This window comes from Actinopolymorpha rutila (genome assembly GCF_013407855.1).
GTDB classification, from domain to species: Bacteria; Actinomycetota; Actinomycetes; order Propionibacteriales; family Actinopolymorphaceae; genus Actinopolymorpha; species Actinopolymorpha rutila.
Genome location: NZ_JACBZH010000001.1, coordinates 3,722,580 through 3,744,789, shown reverse-complemented (window position 1 = coordinate 3,744,789; position 22,210 = coordinate 3,722,580). Strand labels below are relative to the sequence as shown.

25 protein-coding genes and 1 pseudogene are annotated in these 22,210 nt (G+C 70.1%); 18 read left to right on the top strand and 8 right to left on the bottom strand.

From position 1 onward, the window contains the following. Positions 1-13 precede the first annotated feature (13 nt). The gene (locus tag F4554_RS16780; protein WP_179788312.1) at positions 14-1,609 is read left to right on the top strand and encodes an SRPBCC family protein; all 1,596 of its coding nucleotides are present in this window, start codon (positions 14-16) and stop codon (positions 1,607-1,609) included. Between the two features lie 266 nt (positions 1,610-1,875). Here F4554_RS16780 and F4554_RS16775 read toward each other — a convergent pair whose 3' ends face one another. Both F4554_RS16775 and F4554_RS16770 read right to left on the bottom strand, forming a co-directional pair. Beyond that, the gene (locus F4554_RS16775) at positions 1,876-3,864 is read right to left on the bottom strand and encodes a glycoside hydrolase family 43 protein (protein ID WP_179788310.1); all 1,989 of its coding nucleotides are present in this window, start codon (positions 3,862-3,864) and stop codon (positions 1,876-1,878) included. Between the two features lie 110 nt (positions 3,865-3,974). After that, entirely contained in the window at positions 3,975-4,358 is a 384-nt protein-coding gene (locus F4554_RS16770) for a DUF3618 domain-containing protein (protein ID WP_179788308.1), read from the bottom strand. A gap of 342 nt (positions 4,359-4,700) precedes the next feature. Here F4554_RS16770 and F4554_RS16765 point away from each other — a divergent pair, with 342 nt between their 5' ends. The 12 genes from F4554_RS16765 (at position 4,701) to F4554_RS16715 (ending at position 11,783) form a co-directional block, all read left to right on the top strand. Then, on the top strand, positions 4,701-5,021 hold the full coding sequence (locus tag F4554_RS16765; protein WP_179788306.1) for a gas vesicle protein GvpO: 321 nt from the start codon (positions 4,701-4,703) through the stop codon (positions 5,019-5,021). After that, on the top strand, positions 5,018-5,425 hold the full coding sequence (locus tag F4554_RS16760) for a gas vesicle protein (RefSeq protein WP_179788304.1): 408 nt from the start codon (positions 5,018-5,020) through the stop codon (positions 5,423-5,425). Before F4554_RS16765 ends, F4554_RS16760 begins: the two co-directional genes overlap by 4 nt. Beyond that, positions 5,425-6,210, top strand: a complete 786-nt coding sequence (locus tag F4554_RS16755; protein WP_179788303.1) for a GvpL/GvpF family gas vesicle protein — start codon at positions 5,425-5,427, stop codon at positions 6,208-6,210. Before F4554_RS16760 ends, F4554_RS16755 begins: the two co-directional genes overlap by 1 nt. After that, positions 6,203-6,421 (top strand): gas vesicle protein GvpJ, encoded by a 219-nt coding sequence (gene gvpJ / locus F4554_RS16750; protein ID WP_179788302.1) that lies wholly within the window; start codon positions 6,203-6,205, stop codon positions 6,419-6,421. Before F4554_RS16755 ends, gvpJ (F4554_RS16750) begins: the two co-directional genes overlap by 8 nt. Further along, on the top strand, positions 6,418-6,777 hold the full coding sequence (locus tag F4554_RS16745; RefSeq protein WP_179788300.1) for a gas vesicle protein K: 360 nt from the start codon (positions 6,418-6,420) through the stop codon (positions 6,775-6,777). Before gvpJ (F4554_RS16750) ends, F4554_RS16745 begins: the two co-directional genes overlap by 4 nt. Beyond that, on the top strand, positions 6,765-7,238 hold the full coding sequence (gvpJ, locus tag F4554_RS16740) for a gas vesicle protein GvpJ (RefSeq protein WP_179788298.1): 474 nt from the start codon (positions 6,765-6,767) through the stop codon (positions 7,236-7,238). Before F4554_RS16745 ends, gvpJ (F4554_RS16740) begins: the two co-directional genes overlap by 13 nt. Before the next feature lies 1 nt (position 7,239). After that, the gene (locus tag F4554_RS16735) at positions 7,240-7,995 is read left to right on the top strand and encodes a GvpL/GvpF family gas vesicle protein (protein ID WP_179788296.1); all 756 of its coding nucleotides are present in this window, start codon (positions 7,240-7,242) and stop codon (positions 7,993-7,995) included. Positions 7,996-8,076: 81 nt separating this feature from the next. After that, positions 8,077-8,760: a hypothetical protein gene (locus F4554_RS16730; protein WP_179788294.1), complete on the top strand. Its 684-nt coding sequence runs from the start codon at positions 8,077-8,079 to the stop codon at positions 8,758-8,760. A 14-nt stretch (positions 8,761-8,774) separates the two neighbouring features. Continuing rightward, positions 8,775-9,959, top strand: coding sequence for an SRPBCC family protein (locus tag F4554_RS16725; RefSeq protein WP_202889316.1), 1,185 nt, complete (start codon positions 8,775-8,777; stop codon positions 9,957-9,959). A 268-nt stretch (positions 9,960-10,227) separates the two neighbouring features. Further along, positions 10,228-10,656, top strand: a complete 429-nt coding sequence (locus F4554_RS33090) for an anti-sigma factor antagonist (protein ID WP_179788292.1) — start codon at positions 10,228-10,230, stop codon at positions 10,654-10,656. A 138-nt stretch (positions 10,657-10,794) separates the two neighbouring features. Then, positions 10,795-11,127 carry an SDR family NAD(P)-dependent oxidoreductase gene (locus F4554_RS31520; RefSeq protein ID WP_202889315.1) on the top strand — a complete coding sequence of 111 codons (333 nt, stop codon included), beginning with the start codon at positions 10,795-10,797 and terminating at the stop codon, positions 11,125-11,127. Next, complete coding sequence (locus tag F4554_RS16715) at positions 11,079-11,783, top strand: SDR family NAD(P)-dependent oxidoreductase (RefSeq protein ID WP_337796080.1); 705 nt, start codon at positions 11,079-11,081, stop codon at positions 11,781-11,783. Before F4554_RS31520 ends, F4554_RS16715 begins: the two co-directional genes overlap by 49 nt. Here the strand turns inward: F4554_RS16715 and F4554_RS33635 are convergent. Continuing rightward, positions 11,755-12,486 (bottom strand): HAD family hydrolase, encoded by a 732-nt coding sequence (locus tag F4554_RS33635; protein WP_179788290.1) that lies wholly within the window; start codon positions 12,484-12,486, stop codon positions 11,755-11,757. The two genes, F4554_RS16715 and F4554_RS33635, sit on opposite strands and share 29 nt — an antisense overlap. Before the next feature lie 141 nt (positions 12,487-12,627). Between F4554_RS33635 and F4554_RS16705 the strand changes: the two genes are divergently transcribed. Together F4554_RS16705 and F4554_RS16700 are read left to right on the top strand one after the other, a co-directional pair. Continuing rightward, entirely contained in the window at positions 12,628-13,569 is a 942-nt protein-coding gene (locus F4554_RS16705) for a MurR/RpiR family transcriptional regulator (protein ID WP_179788288.1), read from the top strand. A gap of 12 nt (positions 13,570-13,581) precedes the next feature. After that, positions 13,582-14,565 (top strand): DUF6528 family protein, encoded by a 984-nt coding sequence (locus tag F4554_RS16700; RefSeq protein WP_179788286.1) that lies wholly within the window; start codon positions 13,582-13,584, stop codon positions 14,563-14,565. 39 nt (positions 14,566-14,604) lie between these two features. Here F4554_RS16700 and F4554_RS16695 read toward each other — a convergent pair whose 3' ends face one another. Next, positions 14,605-15,591, bottom strand: coding sequence for an aldo/keto reductase (locus tag F4554_RS16695; RefSeq protein WP_179788285.1), 987 nt, complete (start codon positions 15,589-15,591; stop codon positions 14,605-14,607). Beyond that, on the bottom strand, positions 15,558-16,508 hold the full coding sequence (locus F4554_RS16690) for an EamA family transporter (RefSeq protein WP_179788283.1): 951 nt from the start codon (positions 16,506-16,508) through the stop codon (positions 15,558-15,560). The genes F4554_RS16695 and F4554_RS16690 overlap by 34 nt, the downstream gene beginning before the upstream one ends. A gap of 160 nt (positions 16,509-16,668) precedes the next feature. Here F4554_RS16690 and F4554_RS16685 point away from each other — a divergent pair, with 160 nt between their 5' ends. Continuing rightward, positions 16,669-17,139 (top strand): Lrp/AsnC family transcriptional regulator, encoded by a 471-nt coding sequence (locus F4554_RS16685; protein WP_337796079.1) that lies wholly within the window; start codon positions 16,669-16,671, stop codon positions 17,137-17,139. A gap of 57 nt (positions 17,140-17,196) precedes the next feature. Here the strand turns inward: F4554_RS16685 and F4554_RS16680 are convergent, their stop codons facing one another. Continuing rightward, complete coding sequence (locus F4554_RS16680) at positions 17,197-18,024, bottom strand: phosphotransferase (protein ID WP_179788281.1); 828 nt, start codon at positions 18,022-18,024, stop codon at positions 17,197-17,199. A 117-nt stretch (positions 18,025-18,141) separates the two neighbouring features. Next, a complete protein-coding gene (locus F4554_RS16675; protein WP_179788280.1) occupies positions 18,142-19,698 on the bottom strand; it encodes a threonine/serine exporter family protein in 1,557 nt (518 codons plus the stop codon). 147 nt (positions 19,699-19,845) lie between these two features. Between F4554_RS16675 and F4554_RS16670 the strand changes: the two are divergent. After that, positions 19,846-20,737 (top strand): annotated as a pseudogene (locus F4554_RS16670) (DUF222 domain-containing protein); the annotation flags it as partial. 39 nt (positions 20,738-20,776) lie between these two features. Beyond that, complete coding sequence (locus tag F4554_RS32215; protein WP_238341320.1) at positions 20,777-21,619, top strand: HNH endonuclease; 843 nt, start codon at positions 20,777-20,779, stop codon at positions 21,617-21,619. A gap of 62 nt (positions 21,620-21,681) precedes the next feature. Here the strand turns inward: F4554_RS32215 and F4554_RS16655 are convergent, their stop codons facing one another. Beyond that, a complete protein-coding gene (locus F4554_RS16655) occupies positions 21,682-22,170 on the bottom strand; it encodes a MarR family winged helix-turn-helix transcriptional regulator (protein WP_179788273.1) in 489 nt (162 codons plus the stop codon). Positions 22,171-22,210 lie beyond the last annotated feature (40 nt).

Genomic DNA, 22,210 nt, shown 5'->3' with positions numbered 1-22,210 from the left:
GAGAGGAGAGCAGATGGCAGGCAAAGGAAAGTCGGTGCTGACCGATCTCGGGTCGTCACTGCTGAAAGGCCCTGTGGGGGATCGCCTCAAGCAGGAGGCACGTGACTTCGCCACTGCACGGGGGTCGGACTTCGTCCAGTCCCTTGGTGGCCGGCTCGAGGGGGTCACCCAGCGGCTGGACGACCACGCCGAGAATCCCAACGGCCGCAAGAACAAGAACGGCGACGGCGACGGCGAGGAGGACGGCGACGACTCCAAGCCCGGGCGCCTCGCCTCGCTGGGGTCGGGGCTGAAGGACAAGGCCAAGTCGCTCGTGGGCAAGGGTGACGACGACGGCGACGACGACGGTGAAGACGGCGACGGCGACGGCGAGGGTGGCGAGAAGAAGGGCCGCGGCAAGGGGCGGTCCGGTCCGAAGATGATGAACATCATCGAGGACATCAACGTCGGAGTGCCGGTGTCGGTGGCGTACGACCAGTGGACGCAGTTCCAGGAGTTCGGCTCGTTCATGAAGGGCGTCCGGGGAGTTGACGCCAAGGACGAGACGGAGAGCAACTGGCGCGGCAAGGTCTGGTGGTCCACCCGCAGTTGGAGCGCTCGCGTCACCGAGCAGATTCCGGACCGCAAGATCGCCTGGACGACCGACGGGGCGAAGGGCACCACCAAGGGCATCGTCACGTTCCACCCCCTGGCCGACGACCTCACCAAGATCCTCGTGGTCGTCGAGTACTACCCCAAGGGGTTCATGGAGAAGACGGCGAACATCTGGCGCGCGTTCGGTCGTCGTGTCCGTCTGGACCTCAAGCACTTCCGCCGGTTCGTGACGGTCCAGGGCGAGGCGTCCGGCTCGTGGCGCGGTGAGATCCGCGACGGCGAGGTCGTTCGCGAGCCCGACGAGAACGATGAGTACCGCCGCGAGGACGATTACCGTCCGCCGAACAGGCTGAACTCGGACGAGGATTCGGAGGACTCCGACCTCGACGACGACGACTTCGATGACGAGTTCGACGACGAGGACGACGAGTTCGACGACGAGTCCGGCGAGGACGGCGAGGACGGCGAACCGACTGACGAGTCGGACGAGGACGGCGAGCCCACGGACGAGGACGGCGAGCCTACGGACGAGTCCGACGACGCCGACCAGGGCGACGACGAGGGTGAGCCCGAGGACGCGGATGAGCCGACCGACGAGCAGGCTGAGGAGTCCGACGACAGCTCGGACGAGCCCGCCGCGGAGTCCGACCAGGGCGGCGAGCAGGCTGAGGAGTCCGAAGACAACGCGGACGAGCCGGCCGAGAAGCCCGCGCGCAGGCGGCGCCCGAGCTCACGTGAGGGCTCGCGCAGGCGCCCGCGGAGGAGCTCCGACAGCGAGTCCGACGACAGCTCGGACGAGCCCGCCGCGGAGGCCGACCAGGGCGGCGAGCAGGCCGACGAGTCCGGGGACGACGCGGACGAGCCGGCCGAGAGGCCCGCGCGCAGGCGGCGCCCGAGCTCACGTGAGGGCTCGCGTCAGCGCTCGGAGAGGAGCTCCGACGGTGAGCGCAACGGCCGTTCGGCCGAAGGCCGTCGCTCTCCCCGCCGGGCCCGGAAGTCGACCACCTCGGCATGAGCACCCAGCGGTGAGCCACACCGCGTACCGGTGAACGACGTCGTGCCCCTCGCTAGCAGCGGGGGGCACGACTTCGTCCGCGGTGAGTCAGTGCGCGCCCGGCCCCCCCGGAGCGGGCGAGAACCTCCGGCGGTGTCCAGTCCGCCCAGGCTGCGACTGTCCCCGTCCAGACGCGTTGCGGCGCAAGCCGGACACGCTGGCCGAGGTGGGGGCCCCCGTTCGGCGTTGCCGCCCTTGTGCGCCGACTGTCACGCCACCCTGCGCACCTACTGCCGCGCGACCATCACCCAGCTGAGCTGGATGTCCGGGGAACGCGTCGGGGACACCGTGAGAGTGATCGTCCCGTCGGCGGTCGGTGCGACGTCGGTGTAAGTGCCCGCAGCGGGCTCGGCCGTGAACAGCTGCTGGTCCGACACCACGGTTCCGTTGACGCTTACCCGGGCCGCGCGGTTCGCCCACGGCCACGGGTCGTAGTAGCCGGCGTAGACGGTGTAGCGCCTGCGCGGGTCGAGTCCGGACATCGTGTACGACAGGTCGCGGTGGCTGACGGCGTACCGCAGCGTGGTGTAGATGTCGCCGTTCACGACGGTGCGCGGCTTGCTTCCCTCGCTGGTGTAGCCCCACCGGGCGCCGGTCGCGGGGTCGGCGCCGAGCGGCTGCTCGGGCACGGAGTTGAGCAGGGAGCCGTCCTCACCGGCGATCGCGACGATGCGCTGCCAGTCGGTGGTGGAGTCACCGCCGGCGTTCACGACGTACCGCAGCTGCTTCGGCACCACGAGCACGTCGCGGGTGAACGTCAGCCCGCCGAGGTCGGTCAGCGTCCCGGTGACCGACACCATGCCGGGACGGGACAGGTCGCCGGTGTCCCAGGTGACCGCCGAACCGACCGTGCGTCCGTCGCGGGTGACCCGGACGTGCCGTGGAAGTGAGCCGGACTCACCCAGCCAGACGAACGACGGCATCCTCGCCTGCACGGTGTAGCGCGGCTGCGGGGTCAGGTCGGCCAGCGTCCATTCGTCGCGCCACGGAAGCCGCATCGAGTCGCCCTCACCGAACCGGATCGGCAGCCAAACGTACGGCGAGTTGGCGAGGTCGGACGGCGTCCACCGGTCGCCCATGTAGATGAACTGCCCCTGGTCGGGGTCGACCGGGACGACCGACGTGCTCTGCGAGCGGTACGTCGTGCCCGCGCCGTCGCCCTGTGCCGGGTTGCCGTGGTCGGTCCACTCGCCGAGGATCGAGGTCGCGGTGGCGTAGCTCGCGGGGTTGGGATCCCAGCCGGTGGCGCCGGAGGTGATGAGGTAGTAGGTGCCGTGCGACTTGAACAACGCCGGCGCCTCGCGGTGGCCGCCGACGTAGGGCCGGACGAAGTCGACGCCCTTCACCGCGCGGTCGGGCGGGGTCGCGAGGTAGGTGTAGTCGTCGTCGAGCCGGGAGATGAACAGCGAGTAGTTCTCCTCGCTGGAGTAGACGATGTACGCCGTGCCGTCGTCGTCGACGAACAGGTTCATGTCGCGGGCCATGCCGGGGTTGTCCGGCTGGTAGTTCGGCTCACCCGGCGGCGCGACGTGCAGGCGGTAGCTGTCGATCCAGCGGAACGGCCCGGTGGGGGAGTCCGACACCGCGACCCCTGCCCTGGCCTTGGCGTACTGCGCGTTCGAGGTGGCCGACGGGCCGTCCGCGTGCACCCACATCACCCACGTGTCGTTGCGTGCGTTGTGGATGACCTTGGGGCGTTCGAGGATCGCGGGGTTGACGTCCGCGCTGACCTTGCGGGTGCCGAGGTCGCGGTAGACGGCCGCCTGGTGCTCGGCGGTGTAGTCGCCGTACAGCGCGCGGAAGTACGGGTCGTCGGTGAACTGGCTCGGTGAGTTCATCGACCGCAGTGCGAGGCCCCGGTCGGTCCAGTTGTACAGATCGGTGGAGGAGTAGACGTGCACGCCCGGGCTGTCGTAGTAGCCGTTGCTGCGGTCCTCGCCGTACCAGTAGTAGAGCTTGCCGCCGGAAGGGTCCTCGGTCATCACGACCTGTCCGCCGTGCGCCTGGATCGGCTTGCCGTCGGTGTCCAACCAGGGTTGCCCCGGCCGGAAGGAGTCGTACGCGGTCGCGGTCGCTTGGTCCGCGGCCGGTTGCTCAGCGACCGGCGTTTCCTGGGCCGACGCCGGTGAGCCCAGTGGTGAGCCCAGCAGTGAGCCGCTCACGACCGCGGCCGCGACGAGGAGCAGGGTCAGGCGAAACGGACGTCCCAGGCGCATGGTTCGGGATCGTCGCACCGCGCCGTCGTGCCGTCAACGTTCGGTGACTGACAACTGACGGCCAGTATGGGCGGCCGCGGCTGTCGGGCCCTGCACCCGGAAAGGCGAGGTCAGTGCTTCCTGATCCGGCGGAGCAGGAGCAGTGAGGCCAACGCCACCGGAACCGCCACCACGACGGCCTTGCCGTTGCGGCCGCTCACGATCTTCACGACCTGGGTGCCGGCTCTGCGCAACTGCTTCGGCCCGTCGGCGCGCGCCGTCGAGGACAGGCTCTTCGCCTTGTCCCGGGTCACCTTGGACGCTCCGGTGGCACCGGAGCGCACGCTTCCGGTCAGCTTGGCGGACTTGTCCTGGGCCATTGCTCGTACGTTCATCTTGGTTCCAATCTCGTCGATCGTTCCACGTAGCCGTTCGCGGGCCTGGTCGACCTGAACCTGGATCCGCGCGGGTTCTGCGGCCTCGCGGTAGGCGTTCGGGCCCCGCTGGTCACGCATACGTGCTTCCTCTCGCCGGTTCGGTGATCTCTTGCTATCGAGACCGGCCAACTGCGTCAAGTCGGCTATTACGGCGGCCGGTCGCCCCTGGTGAATTCGCGGACGTGAATCGCGGCGACGTGTACTTGCCGACGCCCGCCGAACTCGGACATTCGGAATGATTGGCCGCCTGCGCATACTGACAGATCTGTCGCACCTACGCACAGTCATTCGTTGCCAGGAAGGCCAAATCACCTCGCGCGACACAACGCAACCGATGCGGTAGCGTCGCGAAGGCGTCACCGGGGGGCTACATAGTCGAACACGAAATACATTGACCTGACCCATATCCGCTGGGGACATATGACCGAGCGACAGCAATCTGACCCCGACGAATCCCGGGAGCGGGAGCCCCGCGCCAAGAAGAAGCCGAGCATGGCCAAGGTCATCCGCGGCGCCGTGCAGCAGTTCGGTGAACTCACCGGCAAGCAGGCCGACGGGGTGAGTGGCGTACGCCGTGAAGGTGACGGCTGGTCACTGCTCGTCGACGTGGTCGAACTCGAGCGCATCCCCTCCACCACGACGGTGATCGCGACCTACCGGCTCGACGTCACCTCCGACGGCGAGCTGGACGGTTATGAACGCCTGCGCCGTTATGTACGTGGATCGGTGGATCCGTCATGACGCAGTCGGTCGCTGGTCGCAACCCTCGGCCCGACACGCTCGCCGATGTCCTGGAACGCGTTCTGGACAAGGGTGTCGTCATCGCGGGCGACATCGTCGTGAACATTCTGGACATCGAGCTGCTGTCCCTGAAGCTGAGGTTGTTCGTCGCCTCTGCCCAGACCGCCCAGGAGATGGGCATGGACTGGTGGACGCGCGACGAGTTCTTCACCTCCCAGTCGACCGGCGGGGGCAAGAAGAACGACGAGGTCGAGGGCAGGCGCGCACCGGCTGAGCTGGAGGCGGAGAACGACCAGCTGAAGGAGCGCATCGAGCGCCTCGAGCGAGCGATCGCCGACCGTGAGCTTCCGGAGCGGTCCGAGCGATCGAACCGGTCCGGCGACGCACAGGAGGAGGATCGCTGATGACGGCGGGCGGCGCTCGCGGCCTCTACCTCTTCGCCATCGTCGGTTCCACGGCGGTGGACCTGTCCGGCCTGCCCGGCATCGTCGGAGGCGGCAGCCCACGACTGGTCGCTCACGGCGACCTCGCGGCGGTTGTCTCCGACGTTTCGCTTGCCGCGTTGGGCGTACGCGAGGACGAGGTCACCGAGGACGGCCCGCTCGCCCGGATGGCGATGGACCACGACACCGTGATCCGCGCCGTCTTCGACCAGACGCCCGCTCTTCCGCTCCGACTGGCGACGGTGGTCGGTGACGACGACGCCGCGCGCCGGCTCCTGGAGGAGCGTTCCGCCGAGATCCGCGACCTGCTTGCCCGGCTGGCCGACCACCAGGAGTGGGGTGTCCGGATGCGCCGCGAAGCCGAGACGCCCGACGCCAACACCGAACGCGAGCGCGACCGCGCCGGGCGTCCGTCCGGACGTGCCTACCTGCAGGCGCGACGGGAGGCGTTGCAGGCGAGCCAGGAGCAACGCCATGCCGTACGTCAGGCCGGCGACGAGGTTTACCGTGCGTTGGCGGAGCACGCCAGTGACGCGACCCGGCTGTCCTCCGGCGGTGCGACCGACCTGCTGCTGAACGCCACCTACCTCGTCCCCACCTCGGCGACCGACGCGTTCCGGGACCTGGTGGAGAAGTACGCCGCCGACCTGGAGGCCGGCGGAGTACGCGTCGAGCTGACCGGGCCGTGGCCGCCGTACAGCTTCGCGCAGGTGACCATCGGATCCTCGGCGGCGGCCGATGGCTAACCGCACGCTTCTCACCGGTTCGGGCGGGGGCACCAGTCTGGTGGACCTGCTGGACCGCGTTGTCGACCGTGGAGTTGTGGTGTCCGGCGACATCATCATCTCCCTGGCCGGCATCGACCTGATCCAGGTCAACCTCCGGCTGTTGCTGATCGGGCTGGAGACGGCCAACGAGATACACCGCACCAACCTCGAGGGGAGGGGAGCGCGATGAGCGAACCGGCACACCTGCCGCGGCTGCCGGACCTGCGGCGCACCCCTCGCATCGACGCGAACGCCGAGGACCTCGGTAGGGGCCTCGGGCAACTCGTCGTGGCTCTGCTCGAACTCGTCCGTGACCTCCTGGAGCGCCAGGCGATCCGGCGAATGGACGGCGGAAGCCTGAACGACGAGGAAATCGAACGCCTGGGGGAGGCGCTGCTCGCACTGGAAGACAAGTTCGCCGAGCTTCGGGAGATCTTCGGGGTCGAACGCGAAGGACTCCGGCTCCCGGTCGACGTCGACGACCTGCTCGACGAACACGAACGGCTCGACACCACAGGGAGGCACAACAAGCCATGGCAGCTGTAGCGACGCAAGGAATCAACCGTGCGCCCCGACCGAGCAGTCTGGCCGATGTCCTCGAGGTGATCCTCGACAAGGGCATCGTCATCGACGCCTACGTTCGCGTCGCGCTCGTGGGTATCGAGATCCTCACCATCGACGCCCGGATCGTGATCGCGAGCGTGGACACCTACCTCCGGTTCGCCGAAGCGGTCAACCGGCTGGACCTCGGCCAGCAGGAGGACCAGGTGGCCGGCCTTCCGGGGCTGGTCCGGGAGGTGACCGGGGACGGCAACTCCTCCGGCAGCAAGACCAAGGGCGCCATCAGCGGAATCAAGGAGTCCTTCTCCTCCGACGACGACGATGACGACGACGAGGACGACGACTCCGGCCGGGAGCAGCGGTCCACCACCCGCCGGAGGGCCTCGTCGAGCCGGAGCGCACCGCGGTCGCGGCGTGCGAGCCGTCAGCCTGCGGAGGAGTCCTGAGATGTTGTTGTTGCACGGAGTGGTCCCGGCGGGCCGCGAGATCGACGAACAGGGTGAGCTCTCCGACGGGGAGTACCAGATCGTCGAGGACGGCGACCTGGCCGTCCTGGCCCGGGAGGTCGCCGGAGAGGACGAGCTGACCGAGGACGACGCGGTGAAGTACCTCGACGCCCTGGTCGAGTTGGTACGCGGCGGGCCCGTGCTGCCGCTCCGTTTCGGAACGGTCGCGCCCGACGTGGACGCGGTGCGCTCGGAGGTGCTCGCCCCGGCGGCCGAGGAGTTCGCGCGGGCGCTGGAGGCAACCGCTGATCTCGTCGAGCTCCGGCTCACGTTCACCCTCACCGACGAGGCCGTCGCGCGGCTGTTCAGGGAGGACCCCGAGCTGCGGGCGGCGGCCGGCCGCGGTGGGCCGGGCAGCGAGATGTCCGAACGCATCGAGGTCGGGCAGCTCGTCGCCCAGCGGCTCACCGAACAACGGTCCCAGCTCGTCGCGGCCTGGGTCGCGACGATGGGCGAACTCACCGAGGACACGAAGTCGATCAGCTCGTCGGAGGAGGGCTGGGAGCAGGTGGCCCTCCTCGTCCGCCGGGAGCGGTTGGACGAGCTGGACGAGGCGGTCAGGGCGCTCACCAACGAGGTGGACGGGCTGGCCGAGCTCGAGTACGTCGGACCGTTGCCGCTCTACAGCTTCGACGCGATCGGAATGGCCGACGCGTCGACTACAGCTCAGTCTCAACAGTCCCGCTGGGGCTGGTGAGACTCACGGTCGGAAGATCTTCGCCGCGGGGGACTGCGGCGACGAGGCCGGATCTTTCGCCGTAACCGAGAGGAGAACACCGTGGATGACAGGACCAAGATCGCTGTCGCGGTCGCCGGGGGATACCTCCTTGGCAGGACGAAGAAGGGCAAGGCGGCACTGAGTCTCGCGCTGTGGCTCGCCGGTAAGGAGCTCGGCCTTCAGCCGCGTGAGCTCGTCCGCGAGGGCGTGCTCAGGCTGGCCAGCACGCCACAGATCACCCAGCTCGGCGACCAGTTGCGCGGCCCGGTGGCCGACGCCGGCCGCAAGGCGGCGTTGGCAACGCTGGAGTCGCAGCTCACCCGGCTGTCCGACGGCCTGCAGTCGCGTACCAGCTCCCTGACCGACAAGTCCTCGAAGCTGAAGGACAAGGCCGGCGAGGCCACCCAGGGTGTCGAGGACGAACTCGACGACGACTACGACGACGAGTACGACGACGAGGCGGACGACCGCGCCGGCGACCAGGTCGACGAGGACGAGCCCACGGACGAAGTGGACGACGCCGACGACGCCGAGGAGTCCGGCGACGCCGAGGAGCCCGCGGCCGAGCGCCGCGAGCGGCCGCGGCGTCGCCCCCGCGAAAGCCGTGGGGACGACTCGGAGGAGAAGCCGCGCCGTAGGCGCCCGAGTTCGGACGCGCCCCGCCGGGCCGCGAGCAGGACCCGTTCGGCGGCTTCCCGCCGTCAGGGTTCCGGCTCTGGCCGGCAGGCTCGGTCGCGAGGCTGAGGAAGGAGATCCGGGTGGCTTCCAAGAAGAGCTCGCTCCTGGGGGACGTCGGTAAGGCTCTGTTGAAGAGCCCTGCCGTCGAGCGCCTCACCGACGAGGCGAAGGAGTACGCCGCCGCCCGCGGATCGGAGCTTGTCGAGTCGGTCAGCGGCAAGCTCGGTTCGTTGACCAAGGGGCTCGAGGAGCAGGCCGAGAACCCCAGCGCGATGATGACCGGAGTTCAGGCGCTGCTCGAGGGCAAGTCGCCGCTGAGGGCCGGCATGAGCGCACTCGGCCAGGGCCTGAAGAACAAGATCAAGGGCCTGTTCGGCGGCGGTCGCTCAGGGCCGAAGCTGATCAACATCATCGAGGACATCGAGATCGGTGCGCCGGTGTCGGTGGTGTACGACCAGTGGTCGCAGTTCCAGGAGTTCGGCTCGTTCATGAAGGGTGTCGAGGGTGTCGACGCCAAGGACGAGGTGGAGAGCAACTGGCGCGGCAAGGTCTGGTGGTCCAAGCGGAGCTGGAGCGCGCGGGTCACCGAGCAGATTCCTGACCGCAAGATCGCCTGGACGACCGAAGGTGCCAAGGGCACGACCAAGGGTGTCGTCACCTTCCACCCGCTGGCCGACGACCTGACGATGCTCCTCCTCGTCATGGAGTACTACCCCAAGGGGCTGTTCGAGAAGACGGCGAACATCTGGCGGGCGTTCGGCCGTCGGGTCCGCCTGGACCTCAAGCACTTCCGCCGGTTCGTGACGATCCAGGGGGAGGCCTCCGGGTCGTGGCGCGGTGAGATCCGCGACGGCGAAGTGGTTCGCGAGCCGGACGAGGACGACGACTACCGCCGCGAGGACGAGTTCGGTCGGCAGGACCGGCGACCGGACGACCAGGATGGTTCCGAGGACGACGACCTCGACGACCTCGACGACGAGGAGTCGGAGGACGACGACGCGGACGAACCCCGCGACGACGAGGACGACGAGGACGAGGACGGGTTCGACGACGAACTCGACGACGACGAGCCGGAAGACGACCGGGACGCCGACGACGAGTACGACGACGAGTACGGAGACGAGGACGACGAGCCCGACGACGAGTACGGAGACGAGGACGACGAGCCCGACGACGAGGCGGACGACACCTCGGCCGGGAACGGCAACGGCCGCGGACCTTCCCCACGCCGTCGGCGGCGCCGCCGCGCCGAGGCGGTTCGCTGACGGGACCAATCGGCGGACCGGTCGGGAGTCCACACGTACTCCCGACTGTCACCTCGCAACGACACAGGGCGCTCGTGAAGTGCCGGTTTCGACCGGCCTTCCGGGCGCCCTGCGCCGTCTGACGACCCGGCGATGGTGACGCGCACCACTGTTCCGGTGCGCACCTCGGGGCGCCGAACCACGCTCAGGTGGCCGCTTCGGCTTCCCTGGCCTACGGTGGGGGAGAACGGCGCGCTTCCGGCCCAGTCCCAGCGAACGGAGCGAACCCGTGTCGACCAAGAAGACCACGCAGACAAAGGCCACCGGCGTACACCATGCCGGCGCTGCCGACCCCGAGATCCGCATCAGTTCGATCCACACCGGAGCCGGCGCTCTCGTCGCGTCCGTGACCGGCGAAGTGGACCAGGCCACCTCGGCACAGCTGTCCCAGGAGCTGAACCACCTGCTCGACGAACGACCGGCGATGGTCGTGCTGTCGCTGGCGGACGTGCCCTTCCTCGACTCCGGCGGACTCGACGTCCTGGTCGACGTCCAGCGCCGCGCCCACGCCGAGCACGTTCCGGTGCGCATCTGCGCGCCTCGCCGGGGACCGACCAAGCTCCTGCACCTCACCGGCCTCGACGTCGCGTTCGACATCTACCCCACGGTCGACGACGCACTGGCCGGCACCACCAGCGGTGGATCCCCGTTCGCCTGAGCCCACGGCTCACCGGAGTCCCTGACCCGGCAGACACGTGCGGCCGTTTCACCGACGGCACCTCGGGTACGCGATCTTCGACCCGGACCACCAGGCTGGTCCCCCTTCGCGACATGCCCCGAGGGCGGTGGAGATCCGATGGAAGTACCAACGCCCCGAACAGCCCTGGTGACCGGCGCCTCGCGCGGACTCGGTCTGCTGGTGGCACGCGAACTCGCCCGGCGCGGCTACTCCCTGGTGCTGTGCGCGCGTACGGCCGACGACCTGTACGCCGCGCGGGACGACCTGACCGCCCGCGGCGCCGACGTGCTGGCCGTTCCCTGTGACGTACGAAACGCGCAGGAGGTCGAGTACCTGGTCGCCCGCGCGATCGGCCACCGCGGCGGGCTCGACCTCGTGGTCAACGTGGCGGGCTCGACGTCGTGGTCAACGTGGCGGGCGTCATCCAGGTCGGGCCGCTGGAGTCGGTGACCGTCGAGGCGTTCCGGGACGCGCTGGACACCATGTGCCTCGGCCCGGTGCAGGTCACGCTCGCGGCGCTGCCGCACCTCCGCGCACGCCGCAGCGGCCGGATCGTGAACGTCACGTCGATCGGCGGGAAGCTCGCGGTGCCGCACCTCCTGCCGTACTCCGTGGCGAAGTTCGGGGCGGTCGGCTTCTCCGAGGGGCTGCGCGCCGAACTCGCGGGCAGCGGCATCTCCGTCACCACCGTCGTGCCCGGGCTGATGCGCACCGGCTCCCACGTGCGCGCGTCGTTCGCGGGCCGGTCGACCAAGGAGTACGGCTGGTTCTCCGCCGCGGCCAGCGCGCCACTGCTGTCGATGGACGCCGAACGCGCCGCCCGCCGGATCGTGGCGGCTGGCCTGGCCGGGCGAGCGGAGGTCACGCTCACCCCGGCCGCGATCCTCGGCGCCAGGGTGGCCGGGTTGATGCCGGGTACGACGAACAGACTGCTCGGCCTGGTCCGCCCGTTGCTGCCCGGCCCGCCCGCCGATCCCGGGCAGACGGGCGCCGAGCCCGGTCACCGGGCACAGGAGCGGACGGACTCCAGGGTGCTCCGTGGCCTCACCACGATGGGGCGTTCGGCCGCGCGCAGGTTCAACCAGCGGCGCGCGGCGAGCACCTGACCGGGGCCGGAAGGAAGGCCCGGACCTCGGCGAGGGTCCGTACGTGCTCGTGGTCGCCGGGGTCGTCGCAGTCGTCGTACGGGTCGTAGTGCACGGCCAGGATGTCCGCGGCCTGGGCGCCGCGGACATCCGCCGGCACGGTGTCGCCGACGTGGACCGCTCGGTCGCAGGTGGTGCCGACCGCGTCCAGAGCAGCCCGGAAGAAGCGCGGGTCGGGCTTGTCGTAGCCGACCACCGCGCTGTCCAGTACCGCGTCGACCGTCACACCCGGGCCCTCGCCCTCCTGGCACATCGCCGCCTCGCGCAGCATCCGGGCGATCCGCCCGTCCGCCTGCGACACGATCGCCACGCGCACCTCCTCGCCGGTGAACTCGGCGAGCGCGGCCCTGGAAGCGGGGTCCGGTGCGTGCCACATGTTTCGCGTACGGGAGACCGCGCGATAGTCCTCGACCGCGGCCGGCAGCCGATCGGCCGGAACGCCCGCGAACCTCGGCAGCAGTTCGTAATAGTCGCGCAGCGCGCCCCGGGCAGGGAACGCCGCGTTGTGGGCGGCGTAGTGCGCCCGCAGGAACTCCTCCTCGGTGCCTGCACCGCCGTGCCGGGCGACGACCGGGGTGAGCAGGGCCGCGTTGGGCAGCAGAAGAACTCCGCCCACGTCGACGAGCAGGGCGGTGGACGACGAGGCGAAATCGGCTGGCGACACCAGATCCTCCATGGCTGGACTCGTTGCTGAACACCTTGCTGGGCACGGTTGCCGACCCGATGCGAACACCTGCCGGCGCGTTGCTGAACACGTGGTGGAAATGATTGACGCCTCAGCGTACTCGATGTAAATATTGCCCGCATGGGATCAACGGGGGCGAACGGGGCGAACTCCGACGCCACGCTGCTGGAGCGGATCGCGTCGATGCGTGACACCCTCACTCCCACCGCCCGCCGGATCGGCGACGTCATCAGTGAGGACGGGGCCCTGGTCGCCCGGATCGGGATCGAGGAACTGGCCGAACGCACCGGCACCTCCACCGCCAGCGTCAACCGCTTCTGCCGGATGCTCGGCCTCGCCGGCTACACCGAACTCCGGTTGGCGCTCGCGGGTGAGGCGGGCCGAGGTGGCTCGGCAGGCCGTCACGACCCGGACGCCGACCCGACCGGTGACATACCGGCCGACGCCGATGCCGAGACGACGGTGGCGCTGCTCGCGTCGTCGACGGTGCACGCGATCAGGCGTACGGCGCAACTCCTCGACACCGCGGACCTCGACCGGCTGGCCGGCGCCGTGGCCGAGGCAGGTCAGGTGCAGGTCTTCGCGTTCGGGGGAAGCGCCGACGTCGCGCACTACCTCGCCACCCAGCTCACCGGTATCGGCGTTCCGACGCTCACCTCCGCCGATGTTCACACCGCCGCCGCGTACGCCGTGACCTTGGGACCGAACGACGTCGCGATCGCGATCAGCCACTCCGGCCGTGCGGTGCAGGCGATCGAACTCCTCGACCTGGCCCGCTCCCGCGGCGCGACCACGGCCGCCGTCACCAGCAGCGCCGCGTCTCCGCTGGCTGTCGGCGCCGACGTCACGCTGGCCACCACCGCCCGTACGGCGACCTACCGCTATCGCGGCACCGCCGGGCGGCATGCACAACTGTTCGTCACCGACGCGCTATACGTGCGGGTGGCACAGCTCCGGGCCGAGTCCGCCCGGCAACTGCTCGACCTGGCCGGTGCCGCCACCGCGCGCTACCAGGTCGGGCCGGCACGAAAGTCTCGTCGCACCTCGAATCCCCACCACTGAAGGAGAACGAGCATGCGTGTGACCCGCGGCATCCTCGCCGGAGTGTCCGCCTGTCTGTTGGCCGCGACCGTCGCCGGGCCCGCCACCGCGGCCACGGCCTCCGGCCGCCCCAGCCCCGCACCCATCATCGTCACCGAGCAGGCCAGTGACCGCGTCGTGGTGCTGGACAGCACCAAGCGCTGGGCGAACTCCAACGCCACCCTGTGGTCGTGGCAGCCGAGCGCCGACAGCGACGCCGGCGACACCAGCAAGTCCTGGGGGCTGCCCGACGACGCTCGCCTGCGTACGGGCGCCGACGGCCGTCAGTACGTCCTGGTCACCGACTCCTACGGGCTGCTCGCCTCGGTGCCCTACTCGGACAAGGGGCCGGTGGCGTGGTCGGTCGATCTCGGGCGAAGTCCCAACCCGCACGGCATCGAACTCCTGCCCGACGGCAACATCGCGGTGGCCGCCAGCAACGGCAGCTGGATCCGCGTCTACACCGCGAGCCAGGGCAGGCATTCCGACACCTACGTCGAGGCCGCGCTGCCCGGCGCGCACGAGGTCTGGTGGGACGCGCGGCTGTCCGTCCTGTGGGCCATCGGCGACCACCTGCTGGTGAAGTACGCCGTGGGCGGCACACCGGCGGCGCCGACCCTGACCCAGCAGGCGGCGTACAACCTGCCTACCAACTGGGGCCACGACCTCGGGCCGGTGGCCGGCGACCCCGACCGGCTGTGGCTCACCACCGTGTACGGCGTCCACCAGTTCCAGAAGTCCACCGGGACGTTCGTCGGCTTCCCCCGTCAACGTGAGCTTTACGCGCTCAACATCAAGAGTGTGGGAACGGACGCGGCCACCGGCACCGTGCTGGAGACCACGCCGAAGGCCGGCAACCCGTGCAGCTGGTGCACCGACTCGGTGGACCTGTTCGTCGGTGCGGACAGTACGGAGGAGAAGGTCCTTCCAGGCGCCCAGATCTACCGGGCTCGCTGGTTCGACGAGGAGAGCTCGTAACCGAGCCGCGTTTCCGGCAGACCAGGTCGCAGCAGGGCGTCAGGAGTAGCCGTACGGCGCACGCGGGTGGTACGGCTCCTCCAGGCGCTTGGTCTCCTCTTCGTCGAGCACCAGGTCGAGCGCGGCGACGGCCTCGTCAAGGTGGCCTTGCCTGGTCGCCCCCACGATCGGCGCGTTCACGGCTGGCCGACCGAGCAGCCAGGCCAGTGCGATGCACGCGGGCGGGACACCGCGAACCGCCGCTACCGCGGCCAGCGCGTGAAGGACCTCCTGACTGTTGCCGGTGTCGCCGTCGGCGCGTGCCCGGGACCCCCGGACGGCAGCTCGTGCGCTGGGAGTCCCGCCTGCGTGCAGCCCGACACGGGCGAGGTCGCCACCGGCCAGCGGGCTGTACGGCAGAACGCCGACGCCGAGGTCTGCGCACTGCGGCAGAATCTCCCGTTCCTCCTCGCGGTAGACGAGGTTGTACCGGGTCTGCATGGACACGAACTGGGTCCATCCGCCCAGCCGCGCGGTGTACTGCGCCTTCGCGAACTGCCATGCGTACATCAGGGACGCACCGAGGTAGCGCACCTTCCCCGCGCGTACGACATCGTCCAGGGCGGCCAACGTCTCCTCGATCGGAGTCTCGGGGTCCCAGCGGTGGAGCTGGTACAGGTCGATGTGGTCGGTGCCCAGCCGGCGCAGGGACGCGTCCACCGCGGCCAGGACGTGGGCCCGGGACAGGCCGCGGTCGTTGGGGCCGTGGCCGGTCGGGTAGTAGACCTTGGTCGCGAGCACGTAGTCGTCGCGCTTCCCGAACAGCTTGCGCAGCAGGCGTCCGGTGATCTCCTCGCTGGCCCCACCGGAGTACATGTCGGCGGTGTCGAAGAACGTAACGCCGGCCTCGACCGCCCGGCGCACGATGGGTTCGGCCGCATCCTCGGCGAGGCTCCAGCGCAGGCGCGCGGGGTCGCCGTAGCTCATCATTCCCAGGCCGAGGCGGGACACCTTCAGCCCGGACGAGCCGAGTCGGACGTACTGCATGGGATTCCTTCCTGGAGTTTGCGCTGGTTGAAGTCCTGCCGGGTGTCCCGTCGGATGTCCTGGTGAACGGCGAGGCCGGCGATCACCAGGGCCACGCCGAACAGGTCCGCCGCTGTCGGCCGCTGTGCCAGGACGACGAGCCCGACGACGGTGGCGCACGCCGGCAGGACGCTGAGCGCCAGCGCGAACGCGGACCGGGGGAGCAGCGCCATCGCCAGCTGGTCGGTGACGTACGGGATCACCGAGGAGCAGATCCCGACGGCCACCCCCGCGGCCAGCCAGCCCGGGTGGGTGAGCGCGGGCGCGGCGTGGACGAGGCCCCACGGTGCCGCGACGATCGTGGCCACCAGCATCGAGGCGCCGAGTTGGTCGACCCCGCCCCAACGGCCGCCGCGCTGTGTCGCACCGCTGGCGACCCGGTGGCCGACGACGACGTACAGCATGAACAACGCACAGTTGGCGAACGCCAGCACGAAGCCGAGCGGTTCGCCGGCGAGCCGGACGTCGGCGAGGGTGGCCACGCCGCCGACGGCGAGGACGACCGCGATCGCGTTCTGGACCGTCCGTACCCCACTCGCGGCGAGCATGACGACGCCGAGGAACTCGATTGCGCCCACCGTCGACAGCGGCAGTCGGGCGATCGCGAGGTAGAACACGGAGTTCATCGCGGCCAGGACCGCTCCCAGCGCCACGAGGTCCCGGCGTTGGGCGGCAGTCAGCCGGCGGAGCAGTCGCCACGGCCGGCGCCACGCGGCGAAGACTGCTGCGGCGGTGGCGATCCGGAGCCAGGCGACGCCCAGCGGGTCCAGACGGACGAACACCAGGACGGCGAACGCCGGGCCGAGGTAGTGGAACACCGAACTGGACGCCAGCAACACCGGTGCCCGCACCCGGCGGGTGAGGACAGTGGACCTCATCGATGCGGACCCGGAGTGGTCGTGGCCTTTACAGGGAGGTTCACGGGAGTGCGGGCGCTCACGGGAGTATCCTCCTGGAGGCCATCGCGCGACTGAAGGGCATTCTGAAGGCGGGAGGACCAACTTGCCTAAAGAACCAAGGCCTGCAAGGGGATTCACCGTGACCGATCGCCCCAAGCTGCTGGACGCGGTCAACCTCCGCCTGCTGGCCGAACTCCTCGACAACCCACGCCTGTCGATGTCCGAACTCGCACGGCGGGTCGGTATGTCGTCCCCGGCGATCACCGAACGCGTCCAGCGGCTGGAGGAGGCCGGGGTGATCGCGGGCTACCGGGTGGACCTCGACCCCGCCGCGCTCGGCATGCCGGTGACGGCGCTGGTGCGGATCCGGCCGGGGCCTGGTCAGCTACCCCGGATCGCGGCGACCGCCCGGGACACCCCGCAGGTCGTGGAGTGCCACCGGATCACCGGTGAGGACTGCTTCTTCCTCAAGGTGCACGCGCCTTCGATCGCCGAACTCGAGGAGGTCCTCGACGGGTTCCTGCTGTTCGGGCAGACCACGACGTCGATCGTGGTGTCCACTCCGGTGCCTCCGAGGTCGCTTCCGCTGCCGGACCCGGCGACCGACTGAGCGGTCATGACGGTCGCCGGTCCGGCAGGATCGGCGTTCGGTGGTCCAGCGTTAGGCTCAGCGGGTCAGGGCCTCCTGCCACCTGGACAGGTGGGCGCCGAAGTACTCCAGGTCTCCGGCCTCCGCGCGCGGGTCGGACGCCGGCAGGTCCGCGAGCGTGCCGAGTTCGACCAGGCGCCGCATCCCCTCGACCGTGTGCCGCATCCGGTGCTGGGTGAGTTCGAGCAGGTCGGCCCGGTCGCGGCCGAACAGTCCGTACGCGTCCACGAAGAGCCGGAGCCGGCGGCTCCGGTCCAGTGGCGGCCAGCCGAGTGGTGCGGTGTACTCCGGGCGGTGGAGCGGGACCAGCCGCCAGACCGCGTACGCGAGATCCCAGGCCCGGCTGCCGGGCGCGGCGAGATCCCAGTCGATCACCGCGCCGACCCGGCGTCCCTGGAACACCAGGTTGAACGGCGCGAGGTCGTTGTGGCACACCACCTCGTGCCGGCCGCTCGGGTCCGCCGCGTCTGGGTTCCAGCCGTGCCAGCCGGTGGCCAGCAGGTCTGCGGAGAGGTCGTGGAACCGCCGGATGGTGCGGGCGGCCTCGACGAGGGCCTCGTCGGAGGCGATGTCGGGGGTGATCGGCGGGTGACCTGCCCGCCCCGGCACGAACGACCAGACCTCGCGGCCGCGGTCGTCGACGCCGAGCGGCTTCGGCGCCTGGACGAAACCACGCCGGCGCAGGTACGCCAGTAGTTCCTGGATCGCCGGCGCGTGTGGTGAGGCGACGCGGCGTACGGTCTGCCCGACGCGTACGGCACCGGCAATAACCCCGCCGGTGAGGGGCTGTTCTCGGGCCGACTCGGAGTCCGGCTCGGGGTGCTTCGGAAGTTCGGTGGCATGCATGGTTGCTCCTCGCCTCTGGAAGTGGAGGTGTCCGCGTCGAAGGCGGGAGGCGAGGAGGTGCCCGAGCACGTACCTATCGGAAACCCATGGGCGAGATGCTAGCGCGGTTGCGGTTTGTCAGCCGGCGCCGGAGTCTGCGCCGACACGCACGTCGCGGTCACGTCGGTAGTGGCGGTCCCGGTGGGAACGACGTGACCGCAGGTACGCCGGCCCACGGCCGGGTCCGTGTTCGCGGCGGGGACGCTGCACGAGTACGCGTACTGGTCCCACCAGCCGCGGTCCGGCGTACCTGCGTTCCGTACGTGACAACCCACGGCGCAGCGGCTGGAGAAGGAACTCGCCGAGGATCGCCCCGGCCGCGAGGGCGAGCGACTCGGTGGCGGCCAGCAGCAGGCCTGAGATCCCGCCGCGGCTGTCGCCCTGGGTGATCTGCAGCATCGCGGAGTAGATCGTGAGACCGGGCAGCATCGGCACGATCGCCGGCAACACCACCGCGAGGGCAGGCAGCCGCCGCCGGGCCGCGATCGCCTGCCCACACATGCCGATGACGACGGCGACCAGCCCGCGGGCCATCGACGGCGAGGAGAGAACCTCGTCAAGGGCGAGGTAGGCGACCCAGCCGAAGCCGCCGAGCAGGAACACCGCCGGCAGCAGCCGCATGGACGCGTACAACCCGACCGCCATCGCGGCGGCGACCACGCCCGCGGAGAGGAACCGAGGCGGCAGCCCGGCCAGGGTGAACGGCGCCGGCGGTGCCACCGTCATGACCACGCCCGCCTGGCGGGCCACGATCAGCGCGGCCGCGACCCCGCCGGTGATGCCGGCCGCCAGCAGCACCACCTCCATCGCCCGGGCGGAGGCGGTCACCATGAACCCCGTCAGCGCGTCCTGCACCGCGCCGAGCAGTGCGATACCGGGCAACAGCAGAACCACCCCGCCGGCCACGACCAGCCCGGGCTGGACCGGCGCACCGATGCCGGTCAGGGCCACGGCGACGGACGTGACCAGAGCGGCACCGATGAAGTTCAGGTAGAAGTCCGGGAGGTTGCGCCTGGCCAGCCGGCGGCCCAGCCGGTCGATGATCACGGTGGTGCAGAAGGTCACCAGGCCGAGCAGCCACCCGCCGCCGAGCTGTACGGCCACCGCGGCCGCGAGGCCTCCCCAGGCGCCGCTGACCACCCAGCGGGGATAGCGCTTCGGCGCGCGGACGACGGCGTTCAGCCGCAGGTACGCGGCGTCCGGGGTCAGCGAGCCCTCGGTGAGCCCGAGCACCAACTGGTGCAGGGCGACCAGCCGGTTGTGGTCCACGGCGCGGACCCGCACGATCCGCAGGTCGGTCAGCGGCGCCCCCGAACCCTCGACCGCGACCGAGACCAGCACCTGGGTGTAGGTGACCGACACCTCGACGTCCTCCAGGCCCAGTGCCGTGGCACTGGCCACGATCGAGGCCTCGACGTCGACCGAGCCGGCTCCACTTCGCAGCAGTAGTTCACCGAGCCGGAGCAGGAAGTCCAGGGCGTGCCGCAGATCGCGGTCGTCGACGTGGGTGGCGGTGCGTACGGGGTACGGCGAGTGCCGGGGGCGTTGCGAGACGACGGGCTCGTCCCTGCGTAGCGCGGCGCCGGCCGCTCGTCGTAGGCGGTTTCGCATCCCGGCGGTGGCGGGGTCGTGCACGGTAAGTCTTCCTCGTCGCGTCTGTCGGGCCGTTTCGACCGCACTACGGTACGAGGCCGCCTCGTCGCGCCCGCGCGCGAGCCGGTCCGTATTGGCCCGGCACCTCTCGTCGACGATGGCGCGTGCCGTCTTTGCTTCCCATTCGCGATGCTCATCCCGCCTTGTGGACTGGGAGTTCTTGTCGGTGGTGGCCGATGGCATTCGATCATGTCTTCGAGCGAGTGGGGTTGTCCGACTGGTGGTGGTGCCGCTGGTCGGGTTCAGGCTGCGCTCGACCTGTTGGACCCGGCTCTCGACTCGGCGTGGGTGACGCCGAAGGGCTTCCTCGGCGCGGAGGAGGTCGGGTCGCTGATCGCGCAGGTGCGGGCGAAGAAGGCTCGCATCGAGGCGTTGGAGTTGGCGTTGGTGCGTCAGGCCGAGGCCTGTGACATCGGCAAACTCACCGGTGCGCCGAACGCGACGGTGTATCTGCGGACGGCGCAGCGGATGAGTCAGCACGAGTCCTCCGCGGCCGTCGGTCTCGCCCGCGACCTCGACAAGGAGGTGCGGTTGACCGGGGAGGCTCTCGCTGCGGGTGTGGTGTCGTCGAAGCAGGCGCAGGTGATCGCCGACGCGATCAAGAAGCTGCCCGAGTACGTGGGCCTGGACGAACGTCACCGGGCCGAGGAGTTCCTGATCGCCAAAGCCCGGTTCGCCAACCCCGACGAGTTGCAGGTGCTGGGCGAGAAGTTGCTGGAGCGGATCGCGCCGGAGGAGTACGACCGGCTCATGCGGGAGGAGCTGGAACGCAAGGACCGCAAAGCCGAACAGAAACGGTCCCTGCGCTACCTCCCCAACGGCATCCCGCAATCGGAGTCGGTGCACATCACCCTGCCCGCGTGGGAGATGGAACTGCTCCGCAAAATCATCGAGCCTCTCGCCGAACCCATCAAAGGCGCCGGAACGCGATACCCGGCCGATCGACCAGCGCCGCGGTGACGCGTTCGCCGAAGCCCTCGGCCTGCTCGCGGCTGCGGCGACCGCACCCGTCCGCGGTGGCAGACCGCCGCAGGTCACGGTCACCATCCCCTTCGAGACCTTGCTGAAGGGGACCGGTGCGGGGACGATCGACGACACCGCCACCGTCATCCGGCCCAGGCCGTGCACCTGCCCCTGCACAGACCCCAAGTACGCCAAGAAGACCGGCAAGGACCGCGCGGGTCAAGTCGGGGGTGCCGCAGACGGTGGGCCTGGCGGCGGGTCGGAGGGCAGGTCGGGACAAACGCCGGGCGAGTCGGGAGGCCGAAAAAGTCAAGCAGGTAGAGAGAAACACCGACCTCCCGGCACCGGATCAGCCGCGGCTCGGATACCTCCACCCGGAGAACCCGCCCAGCGCCCACAACCGAACACCGACCCCGAATCGGCACCCACTGCTGGAACGGAACCAGGAACCGAACCCGAAGGTGCGGCCGGGCCGGAGGCTGCCATCGACCCGCACGACGGCTGCCCCACCTGTGGAGGCGGCGGGTCGGCCCGCTACCTCGGTACCGACGGCAAACCGATCTCTGCCGCGACCGTGCGCCGGCTTGCCTGCGAGGCCGACCTGATCCCGGTCGTCCTCGGCGGAGACGGGCAGGTCCTCGACCTGGGCCGTTCCGACCGGTTCTTCCAAGAACACCAACGCCGTGCGCTGGCCATCCGCGACGGCCGCCACTGCCACTTCCCCGGCTGCCAGATTCCAGAGCCGCGTTGCGTCACCCATCACATGACCGCCTGGGACCACGGCGGTCCGACAGACCTCGCCAACGAGGTGCTGTTGTGCCGCTTTCACCGCACCACCGTCCACCACGAAGGCTGGCTGGTGCGGATAGGCAGCCACGGCCACCCCGAATACGTTCCGCCCCAGTGGTGCGACCCGCAACGACGGATCCTCCGGCCATGAAGCGCGTCGGGGCCGCGGAAGCAATGGAACCGCAGGAGGAACGGGACCGTTGGAGGGGAGCGCTACGACTCGCGTTGCCGGGCTCGGCGGACCGGACGGGGAGCGTCCACGGGTTCGGCGAGGTGACCGGTGGTCAGCCGCTCGAGGGCGCGCAGAAAGACCTTGCGTTCGTCGGCGGGAAGCGCGGCGAGCGCCTCCTGGTGCACCCGGTCGACCACCCGCTGGCTGCGCCGGGCCATCCGCGCACCCTCCTTGGTGACGGCCACGATCCGGGCCCGGCGGTCGGTACTGGACGGCCGGCGCTCCGCCAGCCCGGCCTCCTCCAGCGCGTCCACCGTCACCACCATCGTGGTCTTGTCCATGTCGCCGAGTTCGGCGAGCTGGATCTGGGTGCGCTCCTCCTCCAGGGCGTGCACCAGCACACAGTGCATCCGGGCGGTGAGCCCGATCTCGCCCAGCGCGGCCGCCATCCGCGACCGCAGGACGTGGCTGCTGTGGTCCAGCAGGAACGACAGGTCGGGTTCGGCGCGGGTGGGAGCCATGGCGGTCATGCCGTTCAGGCTACAACTCGGTCCGATGCGGATTATCCGA

Bases quoted from the DNA above. Each gene is read 5' to 3' on its own strand.
- F4554_RS16735 (WP_179788296.1), top strand. From the start codon at position 7,240: ATGTTGTTGTTGCACGGAGTGGTCCCGGCGGGCCGCGAGATCGACGAA.
- F4554_RS16695 (WP_179788285.1), bottom strand. From the start codon at position 15,591: ATGCAGTACGTCCGACTCGGCTCGTCCGGGCTGAAGGTGTCCCGCCTC.
- F4554_RS16700 (WP_179788286.1), top strand. From the start codon at position 13,582: ATGCGTGTGACCCGCGGCATCCTCGCCGGAGTGTCCGCCTGTCTGTTG.
- F4554_RS16705 (WP_179788288.1), top strand. From the start codon at position 12,628: ATGGGATCAACGGGGGCGAACGGGGCGAACTCCGACGCCACGCTGCTG.
- F4554_RS16765 (WP_179788306.1), top strand. From the start codon at position 4,701: ATGACCGAGCGACAGCAATCTGACCCCGACGAATCCCGGGAGCGGGAG.
- F4554_RS16760 (WP_179788304.1), top strand. From the start codon at position 5,018: ATGACGCAGTCGGTCGCTGGTCGCAACCCTCGGCCCGACACGCTCGCC.
- F4554_RS16780 (WP_179788312.1), top strand. From the start codon at position 14: ATGGCAGGCAAAGGAAAGTCGGTGCTGACCGATCTCGGGTCGTCACTG.
- F4554_RS31520 (WP_202889315.1), top strand. From the start codon at position 10,795: ATGGAAGTACCAACGCCCCGAACAGCCCTGGTGACCGGCGCCTCGCGC.
- F4554_RS16770 (WP_179788308.1), bottom strand. From the start codon at position 4,358: ATGCGTGACCAGCGGGGCCCGAACGCCTACCGCGAGGCCGCAGAACCC.
- F4554_RS16745 (WP_179788300.1), top strand. From the start codon at position 6,418: ATGAGCGAACCGGCACACCTGCCGCGGCTGCCGGACCTGCGGCGCACC.
- F4554_RS16655 (WP_179788273.1), bottom strand. From the start codon at position 22,170: ATGACCGCCATGGCTCCCACCCGCGCCGAACCCGACCTGTCGTTCCTG.
- gvpJ (WP_179788302.1), top strand. From the start codon at position 6,203: ATGGCTAACCGCACGCTTCTCACCGGTTCGGGCGGGGGCACCAGTCTG.
- F4554_RS16680 (WP_179788281.1), bottom strand. From the start codon at position 18,024: ATGCATGCCACCGAACTTCCGAAGCACCCCGAGCCGGACTCCGAGTCG.
- F4554_RS16690 (WP_179788283.1), bottom strand. From the start codon at position 16,508: ATGAGGTCCACTGTCCTCACCCGCCGGGTGCGGGCACCGGTGTTGCTG.
- gvpJ (WP_179788298.1), top strand. From the start codon at position 6,765: ATGGCAGCTGTAGCGACGCAAGGAATCAACCGTGCGCCCCGACCGAGC.
- F4554_RS16775 (WP_179788310.1), bottom strand. From the start codon at position 3,864: ATGCGCCTGGGACGTCCGTTTCGCCTGACCCTGCTCCTCGTCGCGGCC.
- F4554_RS16755 (WP_179788303.1), top strand. From the start codon at position 5,425: ATGACGGCGGGCGGCGCTCGCGGCCTCTACCTCTTCGCCATCGTCGGT.